We start from the raw sequence: 13,257 nt of genomic DNA on the forward strand, positions 1-13,257 counted from the left end.
TTTCATCGGATACGTTTTGCGCCTGCGTCGGTGGAGAGTATGTCAGCCACGCGTGCACGCAGCACGGGCAGCAGCGCTTCGTCGAACCAGGGATGGCGCTTGAACCAAGCGAGGTTGCGTGGGCTGGGATGGGGCAGGGCCACCGCCGTGGGCCACGTCTCCTGCCAACGGCTCACGGCTTCGGTCACCGACGTGCCTTGCTCGGGGAGGTGGTAGGCGATCGCGTACTGGCCCAGCACGATCGTCAACTCGACCCGTTTGAGGCGGGCCAGCAACGGCGCCCGCCAGGTCGCCGCACACTCGGGCCGGGGAGGAAGATCCCCCGACGGCCCGGTGCCGGGGAAGCAGAAACCCATGGGCACGATGGCGAACCTGCGTTCGTCGTAGAAGACGTCACGCGAGACACCGAGCCAATCGCGCAGGCGGTTGCCGCTGGCATCGTCGAAGGGCAGGCCCGTCTCGTGCACTTTCCTTCCCGGCGCCTGGCCGACGATGAGGATGCGCGAGGAAGCATGCGCCTGCACGACGGGGCGAGGTCCCAGTGGCAGGTGCGTCGCGCAGATCGTGCAGGCGCGGATGTCTCGGAGCAGTGCCGGCAAGGAGGCCATGGCCGACAGTATAGTCGCGCGACCCTCGTCGAGGTCTGGCGCCACCCGCGCCGACAGCCCGGGTGGCGGCGAGAATCAAGACCCCTTCGACTTGCGCTTCGCCTTGACGTAGGCCCGATACGCCTCGATCCCCGCGTCCTGGCGCAGCAGTTTCGATGCCGGATCGATCGAGTACATCGCGCCGTCGGGCAAGGTGACCTCGCCGTGGCCGTCGGTCATCGGCAGGGTCACCACGTGGTCGCCCACCTGCACGTCCACCGGTAGCGGGAAGGGACCGTCGCCGGGCACTTTCCAAACCAGGTGCAGCAACTGGCCGTCGCGCGTCACCTGCAGGTCGGGCAGCTTGGCCTGGTAAAGGTAAACGTTGAAGAACCAGTCCATGTTCTTGCCGGTGACCTTGTCGACGATGTCGATGAAGTCGCGCGTGGTGGCGTAGCGCGGCGAGAAGTTACCCGGCACCGGGTGTTCGGTGCCGTAGACCAGCAGGCGCACCGAGCGATAGAAGGCATCGTCGCCGATGGTGTTGCGCAGGGTGTGCAGCATGAGCGCACCCTTGTTGTAGATGTCCTGGCCCGGGCCGTCGCGGTCTTCGTTGTAGACGTCTTCCTCGCGGCGCGGCGTGCCCGAGACGATGGGGTGGCGGTTGCCGATCAGCGTACGCAGGCGCATGAGGGTGGCGAAGTACGCCTGCTTGCCGCCGAGCGCGCCCGCATACAGCGGCTGCATGTAGGTGGCGAAGGCCTCATGCAGCCACATGTCGTCCCAGTTGGCATTGGTCATCTGGTTGCCGAACCACTCGTGCGAGAGTTCGTGCTGGAGCAGGTCGTCGTAACCGTAGGGGTTCTTCGCGTAATCGTTGCCGTAGGCGTTGACCGTCTGGTGTTCCATGCCCAGGAACGGCGTCTCGGCCACGCCCATCTTTTCCGCGCCGAACGGATAGGGGCCGATGGTGCCTTCGAGGAAATCGAGCATCGAGGGGAACTCCGCGAACAGGGCCCGGGCCTTGGCTTCGTCATCGACGTACCAGTAGTGCATCGGATAGCGGTTGCCGAAGCGGCTCTTGTACGTCGCCGTGAGTTCGCGATACGGCGCGATGTTCAACGAGATGCCGTAGGTGCTGACGTCGTGCGCGCGCCAGTGGTAGGTGCGCATGCCGTCCTTTTCCTCCATGCCCACGGCCACGCCGTTGCCGACGGCCACCAGCGGCGCCGGCACGGTCACGTGTTCGTCGACGAGCGCCGGACGGCCGGTGGGGTGGTCGATGCATGGCCAGAACAGGTCGCAGCCTTCGCCTTCCACCGCCGTGGCAATCCATGGCTGTCCGCCCGGCGTGGTCGACCAGACCATGCCGCCGTCCCAGGGGGCGTGTACCGCCGTGTGCGGCCGACCGTGATAGATCACGCGGACCTTCGTGCGTGCTCCGGCATCCAGCGGGTGAGGCAGGTCGATCTCGAGGTGCCCGTCGGTGTTGCGATAGGCCGACTGGGCGAGCCGCACGCCATCGGCATCCACCGATTCGATGGGAAGGTTCCGATCCAGGTCGAGCACCACGCGGCGCAGCGGCGACTTCAACAGGAAGGTGAGGGTGGCATCGCCCTGGATGCGGCGTGCTTCCGGGTCCACGCGGAAATGCAGGTCGGCGTGCTCGAAGGCCACGGCCAGCTGTTCCGGCACGCGAGGACCGCCGGAGTTGGCCGTGTAGTCGGTGAGCGGCGGCGGTGCGGGCGGCGCGGAGGGCGAGCAGGCGCAGAGGCCAAAAGCGAGGCAGGCACCTGCCAGGAGGGTACGACGCATGATCGGGCGGTCCTTGGGGACGTGCGGGAGGTCACGGCCTTCGACGCGCGCTTGCTGCGCTGTCGGGCCTGGCTAACCGCCGGACCATAGGGGGACGCCGATGGGCGATGCATGTGCCGATAGTCAGCCCGGGTAGATGCGGAATACGGCAACGCCATGGCGGGGGATGACCGGTGCCAAGGGCTTGCCGGGGTCTACGTCGGCGTGGCGCCAGAGGTCCCGCACTTTCGTCGGCGCCGAGAAGCGCGAGCCGAGTTCGTTCCATGCCAGATGGGCCGCCGCGGACGCTTCGCCTCGGTTGAAGAGTCCGACCACCATCGAACCGTCGCCCATGTCGCGTACCAGGATGTCGATCGAACCCTCCTGCCGCAGGCGCTTCGCGGGACGCCCGGCCGGATCCTGGTCGACCGCGATGAGCTCGCGGTTGAGCAGGATGTCCCGCGTGGCCGCATCCATCGTGCGCAGGTCGTTGCCGGCCAGCAACGGCGCCGGAAGCATCGACCAAAGGCTCATCTGGGTCCGGTATTCGTCGTCGGTCATGCCGCCGTTGCCGATCTCCAGCATGTCGGGATCGTTCCAGTGCCCGGGACCCGACCAAGCGGCCAGATCCAACTGGCGAAAGCCGCGGTCGATCATCGACTCCCAGCGATCGCTGATGTCCGGCGTGGTACGCCACAGGCTGGCCCCCGTTTTCGGTCCCCACGTCCAGATGTCGAACTCGCCCGATTGCGACAGGCTGTAGACGATCGGGCGCCCGGCGTCGCGCAGGGCCGCGCCCATGCGCCTGAACAGGGCTTCCTGGTTCGCCTGGGTCACCGGGTATTGATCCCGCGCGCCGCAATAGTCGTACTTGAGGAAATCCACGCCCCAGGCGGCGTAGGTACGCGCGTCCTGCTTCTCGTGGCCGAAGCTGCCGGCGAAACCGGCGCACGTCTTCGCGCCAGGGGAGGAATAGAGGCCGAATTTCAGGCCCTTGGCATGGACGTAGTCGGCCAGGGCCTTCATGTCACCGAACTTGGTATTGGGCTGGATGTTGCCGTCGGCATCACGCTCCCCTTCCCACGTATCGTCGACGTTGACGTACACGTAGCCCGCCTCGCGCATGCCGTTGGTCGCCATCGCGTCGGCCATGCCACGCACGTCGGCCGCCGTCACCTTTCCCGCGAAATGATTCCAGCTGTTCCAGCCCATCGGCGGAAGCGCGGCGAGGCCGCTGGCCGGAACAGGCTGCTCGAAAGGCACGGAGCGGTCGTCGCCATGCGCGGCGTGGCCGGCGATCGGCAGCGCGAGGCAGGCCAGCAGCGCGAGGCGATGGAAAGATGGCATGGGCGTTCCCTGGGTCGTGACAGACCGAAAACTGTAGCGGAAGCCCTTGCGACGAACCACCTGCTCAACGTGCCCCGGATGTCGCTTGAATCCCTTGCGGAGCACTCAGCGCATCGCGCAGTTCCCGCACGCCGGCGCGATGACGCCGCCCCGTTGGCACGACGAGGTAATACGTTTCCGTGCCCTGGTCGACGCGCACGTCAAAGGGCGCAATGAGCCGCTCCGTGGCCAGTTCGTCGGCAACGAGGATCTCCTGTGCCACGACGATGCCGAGACCCTGTTGAGCCGCCTCATAGGCGAGCGTGGAGCTTTCGAACGTGCGTTTCCTCTCCATGGCGCCGGGATCGAAACCGGCTGAGAGGCACCATGTCGTCCAGTCGTCCGGTCGCGCGGTCACCTCCAGGAGGGTCTGCCCATGGAGCCAGACCTCGTCGATCGGCCGGCTCTTCTGGATGAGCTTGGGCGAGCACACCGCGACCAGCACGTTGGCGACGAGCGGCATGGTCTCGTAGCCGGGCCAGTGGCCCTCGCCCAACCGGATCGTGGCGTCACAGTCGATACCGTCGATCCATTCGGACGACGTGGTCAGGCGCACGTCGATCCGCGGATGGGTGACCTGGAACCGGCTGAGCCGGGGGATGAGCCAGCGGGTGGCGAACGTCGTATACGAATGAAGTCGCACGACCGGACGAAGCTCGTCGCCCTGCATGCTGCGCGTGGCCTGGCGGATGCCCTCGACGTGGGCGCTGATTCGCTGGAAATAGGTGGCGCCTGAGGGCGTAAGCGCGAGGCCTCGTCCGTGTTTCTCGAAGAGGCTCGTCTCGAAGAACTCGTCGAGCGCCTTCAGTTGGCGGCTGATGGCACCGGACGTCACGAACAGCTCCTCGGCCGCCGATGCGACCGATCCCGTCCGGGCAACGGCCTCGAAGGCGATCAGAGCATTCAGGGGCGGGAGCGAGCGCATGACAGTTTCCGAAAGCTCAACGGTTGAGGAAAATTAATCGATAGTCCCGGCGCCGTCCACTGGGGACACTTGTCCCAAGCCGCCGATAGGCGGAACCCGACTGACTCCATAGGACGACGAATATGATCAACGTCTACAACCCGGCCGACGGCAGCGTCGTCGGCGAAGCGCCCGAGATGACCACGGCCGAGGTCCTGGCCGCCATTGATCGCACGTGCGATGCCTTCCCGGCCTGGGCAGGCTTGCTGGCAAAGGAACGCGGCGCCATGTTGCGCCGCTGGTTCGAGCTGGTCAGCGCGGATCGCCGCGACTTCGCGGAGCTGATGGTCAAGGAAAACGGCAAGTGCATGAGCGAGGCACTCGGCGAGGTCGCATATGGCCTGGGCTTCATCGAGTGGTATGCCGAGGAAGCCAAGCGCGTCTACGGCGACACCATTCCGACCCATGCGCCCAACGCCTCGGTGATCGTCACGAAGGAGCCGGTCGGCCCGACGGCCGCCATCACGCCCTGGAACTTCCCTTTCATGATGATCGCGCGGAAGATCGCCACGGCGCTCGCCGCCGGGTGCACGATGATCATCAAGCCGTCGGAAGAGACCCCGCTCACCGCCTATAAGCTCCTCGAATATGCCCGCAAGGCGGGAATTCCGGAGGGCGTCTTCGAGATGGTGACCGGCGATCCGAAGACGATCGGCGAGGCCTTCACCGGCGACGACCGCATCCAGAAGATTTCCTTCACCGGCTCGACCAACGTTGGCAGGATCCTCGCCCGCAACAGCGCCGCCACGCTGAAGAAGATGACGATGGAGCTGGGTGGCAACGCGCCTTTCATCGTCTTCGACGACGTGGACATCGATGAGGCCGTGGCCGGGCTCGTGGCCGCCAAGCTGCGCAACTCCGGCCAGGTGTGCATTTCGCCGAACCGGATCTACGTGCAGGATGCTATCTACGACGCGTTCGCCGAGAAGCTGAAGGTGGCCGTGGAGCGCATCCGCATCGACCAGGGCTTGCAGGAGGAGTTCGTCGTCGGACCGTTGATCAACCAGTCCGCGGTGAACAAGGTCGAGGCGCTCGTGGCGGACGCGGTCGCGCACGGGGCGAAGGTGCTCTCAGGTGGCGAACTGGCCCGGAAGAACTCGCTGTTCTACAAGCCGACCATCCTGGTCGAGGTACCGGACGATGCGCAGATCCGCACGACGGAAATCTTCGGGCCCGTGTTCCCGCTCTACCGCTTCACCACCGAGGAAGAGGTGACCCGGCGGGCCAACGATACGGAGTACGGCCTCGTCGCCTACGCCTTCACCCCGAACCTCGGCACGGCCTTCCGCATGTCGCGCAACATCAAGTCGGGCATGGTGGTGATCAACAGCGGTTCGGTGGGTACCGAATCGGTACCGTTCGGTGGCGTGAAGCAGTCCGGCTACGGTCGCGAGGGAAGCTACTACGGCATCCAGGAATACGTGAGCGTGAAGTACACGCTGATGGCTGGCCTGGACAAATGAGCCGGATAGCCTCGGCTCCCGTGCCGCCGCCGCGGTGACCTGCGGCGGCGGTCGGCGCGTCAGGCCAGGGTCTTCAACTCGATGGGCACGACGGTGTCGCCGCTGATGACCTGGGCATGGCCGTCCTGCACCATGAACTGGATCTGCATCGTGCGCTGGGTGAGTGCCGCCAGCGCCTCGACCGTGGCCGGATCGACGTCGATGACCGAGACGTTCTTCGTGCGCGCCACGGCCGCGGCGGTCTTCTTCCACCAGACCTCGGCGGCGCGACCGCTGTAGGTGTAGATGATCACCCGTTTCGCCCGGCCGGCCGCTCGACGTATGCGTTGTTCGTCGGGCTGACCCAGGTCGATCCACAGGTCGACCTCGCCGGTGAGCTCCTTGCGCCACAGGTCGGGCTCGTCCTCCGAGCTCAGGCCCTTGCCGAAGGTCAACGCATCGTCGGCATTGAGCGCGAAGGCCAGCACACGCACCATCATGCGCTCGTCGGTTTCCGACGGATGCTGGGCGATGGTCAGGGCGTGGCCCTGGTAATAATGCCGGTCCATGTCGCTGACCTGCAGGTCGGCCTTGAAGATGGTCGATTTGAGTGCCATGGGGCTGCTTGCGTGGCGATGTCGGCCGCCAAGCCTACACGACATCGCTTTCATTCGTTGAAGACGTGCGGTCGCACAGGCTCGACGCCACCGACCGGAAAGGCGAGGTAGGCACGATGACGACGACGTTCAAGGTGGGCGACCACGTGCGGTGGAATTCCGAAGCGGGCCATGTCACCGGCACGATCACGAAGATCCACAAGCGTGACTTCGAGTTCATGGGTCGCACCCGTCGGGCGACGACGGACGAGCCCCAGTACGAGGTCAGGAGCGACAAGACCGATCACGTGGCGGCGCACAAGGCCAGCGCGCTGGACCACGTCAGGTAACGTTCTCTCGCACGGTGCGGGGTAGACTGGCCTCGCCATGTCGACCGATCAGCTCACTACGTCCCCCGCGGCCCTGGCGGCCTACATCGGGACCACGGTACTCGCCAGTTCGGACGAGCGGATCTGGCGTGACGCCTTCGTGCAGATATTCGACCAGGCCCACGTGCAGGATGCCGTCATGATTCCAGCGGTGGCGGAGCCAGTCATTTCCTGGACGATTTCCGGCTCCGCCAGGGTGGAGGAGCGCGAGGTCGGTGGCACGTGGAAATCCTACGAGGTGCGGGAAGGGGACTTCTACCTCACCCATTCCGACGCACCCTACGAACTTCGCTGGCGCGCCGACAGCTCAAGGCCTTTTCGCGCCATGCATGTGTACCTGTCGCTTTCGCGCCTGGCCCAGGCGGGTTATGCGGTGCTCGGTAAATCCAATCCCGACATCCGGCTCACCGAAGTCTCGTGCAGCCGCGACGACACGGTATCGGCGCTCCTGGAGCTGGTAAGGCGCGAGCTGCTGGCACCGGCTCCCGGCGGCGCGCTCTGGGTCGATGGCGTGCTGTCCGCACTTGCGGTGCATCTGGTGCGGCATTACGTGCACACGGGCCATGCGCGAATCCACAAGGGGCTGGCGGCCGCCAAGTTGCGCAAGGCGGTGTTGTTCATGGACGAGCACCTCGACGAGGCTTTCGACCTAGCGCGGCTCGCCGACGAGGTGGGGCTGAGCGCCTTCCATTTCAGCCGCCAGTTCACCGCGGCGGCGGGCATGGCGCCGTCCCGCTACTTCATCGCCCGCCGCGTGGACAAGGCGAAGCGGCTCCTCAGGGAATCCGAACTGAGCATCGTCGACGTAGCACTCGCGGTGGGATATTCCAACCCCAGCCACTTCGCCCAGGTCTTCCGTCGCGAGTCCGGCGTGGCGCCCAGCGACTACCGAAACGGCTAGATCGCAAGATCCCGATGGTGGCGGCAAGGCCACGGCGGAAGCGTTTCCGACAGGCGGGTAACGTTCCGTCCATGGCGCTGCCTCCGCGCCGCATCCCATGAAGGACATCCATGTCATCTCCCATATCGGGCAAATGCGCGCTGATTACCGGCGCGTCCAGCGGAATCGGTGAAGCCACGGCGAGGCGTCTCGCGGCGCTCGGCATGCGGGTGGGCGTTGCCGCAAGGCGCATCGATCGACTCACGGCACTCCGAGACGCGATCGTCGCCGACGGCGGGGACGCCTTCGCCATCGAGATGGACGTCACCGACCACGACTCCGTCGCCAAGGGGGTGGAATCGTTCGTCGCGACCTATGGTGCCGTCGATGTGCTGTTCAACAATGCCGGGATCATGCCGGTATCGGACATCGACCGGCTCCATCTCGAGGACTGGCACCGCATGGTCGACGTGAACGTCAAGGGTGTGCTCAACGCCACGGCGATGGTCCTTCCCCACATGATCCGCCAGCACGCCGGTCACATCGTCAACGTGTCTTCCATTGCGGGGCGCCGCGTCTTCGGGCCCGGCTACACGGTGTATTCGGCGACGAAGTTCGCCGTGTGCTCCTTCAGCGAGGGCCTGCGCATGGAGGTCGGGAAGGCACACAACATCCGCGTCACCTGCATCCAGCCCGGCGCGGTTGCCACGGAGCTGCCGGACCAGACCGCGGATGCGGCAAAGCGCGAGGCCATGCTGGCCTATCGCAAGCAGATCCGTTTCCTCGATGCCCCCGACATCGCCGACGCGGTGGCGTATGCCGTCACGGCACCGTCCCACGTGAACGTCGCGGAGCTTTTCGTCCTTCCCACCGAACAGGCTTAGACCTGCTGGAGCACGCACATGACTTCACCAGACGATCGCCGATCCGGCCGCATCTCGCGCCGCGACTTCATCGCCGCCTCCTCGGTGGCGCTGCTCGGGGCGGCCGCTGGCGCCGCCGCGGCGCCCGCTCCCTCGGCCACCACACCCGGCACCCATGTCGGGCCGGTCAAGTTGATCCAGCTGGCCCACCCCCGCGCGGGCATCAGCCGCCAAGCGTTCGATGACCATTGGCGCCATCCCCACGGCACCCTCGTCCATGACATGCGCGGGAACCGGAAATACATCCAGCACCATCGGCTCGATAGCGCGGTATTCAAGGATTCGGATTCGACCTACCTCGCCATCGCCGAGGTGTGGCACGACAGCCTGCCCGCGGCGGACCTGAGCAAGGATCCGCATTTCATCAAGTACGTGCAGCCGGATGAGCCGAACTTCGTCGACCAGTCCAAGCACGTCATCACGATGGCCGCGGAAGACGTGGTGCAGGCCAGCCGCGGCACCATCGCGCCGGATGCGCCGTTCGGCGACCTGTATTGGTCGGACAAGGATTCCAACCTCTACGTCACGCTGACGCAATTCGTCCGCGACCGTTCGGTGGACTGGACCGTCGACGAGTCGCTGGCACTCTCGCGACGCATGCGGACGTTCCGGCAGGTGATCAACCGCAGCGTGGTGCCGGGATCACAGATGGCGATCATCCGCCAGTTCATCTGGCCGACCCAGACGCACTTCGAAGAGGCGGTGGCGGCCGATCGCGACGCCTTCGAATCGCTGCGCAAGACGCCGTCCTCGTTCCTCTATCTGGCCCGTTCCGAACGCGTTTTCTGACCCGCGGTCAATCGTAGATCCCGTTCTGTCGGCGAACCATGTCCGCGAGTTGCGTCAAGCCCGGCGGTGACCGCCGCCGGCTCGGGTAATACATGCAGAATGGATCGCCCATCGACGACCAGTCCGGCATCACCTGCAGGAGCTGGCCGCGTGCCAGCTCTTCCCGGACGCGCATTTCCAGGCAGTACGCCAGGCCCACACCGCGCATGGCCGCCACGATGGTCGCTTCGGTTTCGTTGACGCGCATGACGCCAGGCACGTCGACGCGGGCCATGGATGGACCGTCGCCCAGCTCCCAGGGATAGGTCGAGTTGTCGCCCACGCGCATCTGGATGCACATGTGCTTGTAGAGATCGTCCGGGTGGCGCGGAGGCGTATGCCTGCCGAGGTATTCCGGCGAGCCGACCACGATCCAGCGCAACGGCGGCGTCAGAGGCACCGCCACCATGTCGCGCGGCACGCTGCCCGCATACCGGATGCCCGCATCGAAACCCTCCGCCACGATGTCTATCGGACGATCGTCCACGATCAGGTCGATGTGGATCTGCGGATACCTCCGTACGAAATCCACCACCATCGGCGCGATGAGCAAGCGGGCAGCGTCGCGTGGCGCGTTGATGCGAAGGCTGCCGACGGGAGCGCCGCGATGCGCTTCCAGCGCGTTCAGGCCCTCGGCGATGGCGTCCAGGCCGTGGGAGAGCGCCTCGGCCAGTTCCCGTCCCGCCGCCGTGAGCGATACGGATCGACTGGTGCGATTGAGCAGGCGAACTTCCAGCCTGTCTTCGAGCTTGCGCATGGTGTGGCTGAGCGCCGACGTCGTGAGGCTGAGATCGATGGCCGCGGCGCGAAAGCTGCCGCGTCGAGCGATGGCGAGAAACACGTTGAGGTCGGCCAATTCCGAACGGGACAGCATGGCCTTCGCCTTCGCCGATTATCGGGGCATTGAATGGATTTCAACAAAAACCCATTCCGCTCGCAAGCGCCGGCGCATAGTTTGTATTCCGGCATCACGACGCTGGAGGATTCGATGAAATACCATCCCTTGGGCCAGTCCGGCCTGTATGTTTCCGAATACGTTCTCGGTTCGTTGACGTTCGCCGGAACCAACGGTTTCGAAGCACTGGGTTCCGTCGACGCGGCGCAGGCGCGCCGCATGGTGGAGGCCGCGCTCGACGCGGGCGTGAATGCCGTCGACACCGCCAATCTCTATTCCAAGGGTGACGCGGAGTCGGTGGTGGGCCGAGCGATCGCGGACCGGCGCGACGACCTCCTGCTTTTCAGCAAGGCGGCCAGTCCGATGACCGATGGTCCCAACGGCGCCGGTGCGTCGAGAGCGCATCTTTCACGCCAGATCGACGATTCGCTGCGACGCCTGGGTACCGATCACCTCGACCTGTATTTCGTCCATCGCTGGGACGGCGTGACGCCGGTGGAGGAAACCGTCCAAACGATGGGTGGATTGGTCAAGTCCGGAAAGATCCGTTACTGGGGTATTTCCAATTACTCGGGATGGCAGGTCGCGAAGACCGTCATGCTCGCTCGCCAGATGCATTTGCCGCCGCCGGTGGCCCACCAGGTGTATTACACGCCGGCGGCTCGCGAAGCCGAGTATGAAATCATTCCCGCAGGCGAGGAACTCGGCGTCGCGACGGTCGTGTGGAGTCCATTGGGTCAGGGCCTTCTCACCGGACGGGTCGACCGGAATACGCCGCCACCCGCCGACACGCGCCAGGGCGACGATCATTGGCCCGAGCCCTACGTGGCCGATCGCGACACGTTGTGGAACGTCATCGATGCGCTGAAGCGGATCGCCGCGGCGCGCGACGTCAGCGTGGCACAGGTGACCCTCGCCTGGCTGCGAGGACAGCCGCCGGTTCGTTCCATCGTCCTGGGTGCGCGCAACGAGGCGCAACTTGGCGACAACCTCGACTCGGCTCGCCTGGAGCTCAGTTCCGGCGAGTTGGAGATCATCGAGAGGGCCGGGCGCCCCCCGGCCATCTACCCGTATTGGCATCGCGCGATGTGGGCGCTGGATCGTCCCACGCCTGCCGAGCGCGAGTACCTGCAACGCCACCGCCTCAGCATGGGCCTGAAGCGTACCGACGAGCAATGAACGGCGCTTTCGCCGAGAGGAAAAAGCCATGAACTCCATGATTCGATACCTGGCTACGCGCATCGTGTCCCACGCGCTGGTGCCGGCGGGTGACGGAGTCCATCCCTCGACGAGGAGCGAGCCGTGATCCACGACGGAGGGCGGTCGAGGACCGTCCTCCGTCGCGTGCTGTCGGGCCTGGTTCAATGCTTCACGGGTGGCAGGGCGATCGCGGAGATGGCGTGGTCGTCGTCGAGGCGGGTGTTGACGGCACTTCCCGGCGCGGCCGAGACGTAGTCCATGTTCGCGACCAGGAGGATATCGCCGAGGATGAGCACGGCGCAGGGCTCGTCGAGTTTGCCCGTCGAGCTGCCGGCGTCGCCGTTGCGTTGCAGCGTGGTGACCTTGCCCTGCATGTCGATGGCATGGACGGCGTTGCCGAGGAAATCGGCTACATAGATCCGTCGACGTCGCGCATCGAACGCCATGCCGTCGGCCGATAGCATCGACTTATCCCTCGCGAAGAGCCGCGGCGCCCCGGCGGGGCGCCCGTCGGCACCCATCGCCACCTTGAAGATCGTGCCTTCCTCGTTGATCCCGACGTACAGGTCACCCGCATCGTCGAAGGCGATGCCGTCCGCCCCCGCACCCGTCTTGTTGTTGGACACGAAGGTCGTCAGAAGGTGTGGATCGGGAACCCCCTCTCCGTAAGGACGCAGATGCACGGGTCCGTTCGCGAACTCGTCGAGGTCGAACGCGAACACGCCACTGATGTTGTTCGCCGTTTTCGGAACGACTTCCATGGCGGCGTCGGTGACGTAGAGCCGGCGGCCACGCCAGGCCAGGTCATTGGTGCCGAAGCCGCCTTCGACGACCACTTCCTGGCGCACCGGCTTGCCGCGTTCGATCACGATCCTGGCGATGCGGCTGTACGGGCCCTTTTTATAAGGGGATTGCCGGTCGACATAGTAGAGATTGCCGTCGGGTCCGAAGGCGACGCCCATCGGCGCGACTTTCCCCGTCTCGGGGCTCACGTCGCCGGGGGCGAAGCGATACCAGTCGGTAAGCCTCCTGCTGACCGGATCGAGCAGCGCCAGTCGGGCGGGCGAGGCGGCCGCCGCCCGCCCGGTCTTTTCGAGCGTGAGGTTGTTGTAGTTGGGCACCGCCACGACGATCCTGCCGTCGGGTCCCCGCGCCATGCTGTCCATCGTGTTGTATTCGCGAGGCTGAATGGCGAAAACGGCCGCATTGTCGGTGGCGGGAGAGCCGTTCGGAAACGCCGCGCTCGGCGTGCAGCCGGCCAGCGCGGTGCCCGCTGCCAGGGCGGTGAGGATCAGCTTATGCATGGGGGTAGCCTCTACGGGCCGAACCGGCCTGAGCCGGCACGGCGGCCGACACCGATGGCGATGGCGAAA

The 13,257-nt window shown here is 65.7% G+C and carries 13 protein-coding genes; 6 read left to right on the forward strand and 7 right to left on the reverse strand.

The window, feature by feature from the left end; genetic code table 11:
- Positions 1–2 precede the first annotated feature (2 nt).
- The 4 genes from JNG39_RS06080 to JNG39_RS06095 form a co-directional block, all read right to left on the reverse strand.
- The gene (locus tag JNG39_RS06080; RefSeq protein ID WP_368310262.1) at positions 3–608 is read right to left on the reverse strand and encodes a uracil-DNA glycosylase family protein; all 606 of its coding nucleotides are present in this window, start codon (positions 606–608) and stop codon (positions 3–5) included.
- A gap of 75 nt (positions 609–683) precedes the next feature.
- A complete protein-coding gene (locus JNG39_RS06085) occupies positions 684–2,402 on the reverse strand; it encodes a M1 family metallopeptidase (RefSeq protein WP_368310263.1) in 1,719 nt (572 codons plus the stop codon).
- 123 nt (positions 2,403–2,525) lie between these two features.
- Positions 2,526–3,728 (reverse strand): glycoside hydrolase family 27 protein, encoded by a 1,203-nt coding sequence (locus JNG39_RS06090; RefSeq protein ID WP_368310264.1) that lies wholly within the window; start codon positions 3,726–3,728, stop codon positions 2,526–2,528.
- Positions 3,729–3,792: 64 nt separating this feature from the next.
- Positions 3,793–4,692 (reverse strand): LysR substrate-binding domain-containing protein, encoded by a 900-nt coding sequence (locus JNG39_RS06095; RefSeq protein WP_368310265.1) that lies wholly within the window; start codon positions 4,690–4,692, stop codon positions 3,793–3,795.
- 122 nt (positions 4,693–4,814) lie between these two features.
- On the opposite strand from JNG39_RS06095, the gene JNG39_RS06100 reads away from it, so the two are divergent.
- Entirely contained in the window at positions 4,815–6,194 is a 1,380-nt protein-coding gene (locus JNG39_RS06100) for an NAD-dependent succinate-semialdehyde dehydrogenase (RefSeq protein ID WP_368310266.1), read from the forward strand.
- A gap of 59 nt (positions 6,195–6,253) precedes the next feature.
- Here JNG39_RS06100 and JNG39_RS06105 read toward each other — a convergent pair whose 3' ends face one another.
- Positions 6,254–6,790: a YaeQ family protein gene (locus JNG39_RS06105; protein WP_368310267.1), complete on the reverse strand. Its 537-nt coding sequence runs from the start codon at positions 6,788–6,790 to the stop codon at positions 6,254–6,256.
- Positions 6,791–6,906: 116 nt separating this feature from the next.
- Here JNG39_RS06105 and JNG39_RS06110 point away from each other — a divergent pair, with 116 nt between their 5' ends.
- From JNG39_RS06110 to JNG39_RS06125, 4 genes are all read left to right on the forward strand, one after another.
- Positions 6,907–7,119: a DUF2945 domain-containing protein gene (locus tag JNG39_RS06110; RefSeq protein ID WP_368310268.1), complete on the forward strand. Its 213-nt coding sequence runs from the start codon at positions 6,907–6,909 to the stop codon at positions 7,117–7,119.
- A 37-nt stretch (positions 7,120–7,156) separates the two neighbouring features.
- A complete protein-coding gene (locus tag JNG39_RS06115; protein WP_368310269.1) occupies positions 7,157–8,059 on the forward strand; it encodes a helix-turn-helix domain-containing protein in 903 nt (300 codons plus the stop codon).
- Between the two features lie 110 nt (positions 8,060–8,169).
- A complete protein-coding gene (locus JNG39_RS06120; protein ID WP_368310270.1) occupies positions 8,170–8,922 on the forward strand; it encodes an SDR family oxidoreductase in 753 nt (250 codons plus the stop codon).
- Between the two features lie 18 nt (positions 8,923–8,940).
- A complete protein-coding gene (locus tag JNG39_RS06125) occupies positions 8,941–9,750 on the forward strand; it encodes an EthD domain-containing protein (RefSeq protein ID WP_368310271.1) in 810 nt (269 codons plus the stop codon).
- A gap of 7 nt (positions 9,751–9,757) precedes the next feature.
- Here the strand turns inward: JNG39_RS06125 and JNG39_RS06130 are convergent, their stop codons facing one another.
- Positions 9,758–10,663, reverse strand: a complete 906-nt coding sequence (locus tag JNG39_RS06130) for a LysR family transcriptional regulator (RefSeq protein ID WP_368310272.1) — start codon at positions 10,661–10,663, stop codon at positions 9,758–9,760.
- 114 nt (positions 10,664–10,777) lie between these two features.
- Between JNG39_RS06130 and JNG39_RS06135 the strand changes: the two genes are divergently transcribed.
- Positions 10,778–11,863: an aldo/keto reductase gene (locus JNG39_RS06135; RefSeq protein ID WP_368310273.1), complete on the forward strand. Its 1,086-nt coding sequence runs from the start codon at positions 10,778–10,780 to the stop codon at positions 11,861–11,863.
- Positions 11,864–12,045: 182 nt separating this feature from the next.
- Here the strand turns inward: JNG39_RS06135 and JNG39_RS06140 are convergent, their stop codons facing one another.
- On the reverse strand, positions 12,046–13,188 hold the full coding sequence (locus JNG39_RS06140; protein WP_368310274.1) for an SMP-30/gluconolactonase/LRE family protein: 1,143 nt from the start codon (positions 13,186–13,188) through the stop codon (positions 12,046–12,048).
- Positions 13,189–13,257: the final 69 nt, after the last annotated feature.

The organism is Luteibacter sp. CQ10, from assembly GCF_040900725.1.
GTDB lineage: Bacteria > Pseudomonadota > Gammaproteobacteria > Xanthomonadales > Rhodanobacteraceae > Luteibacter.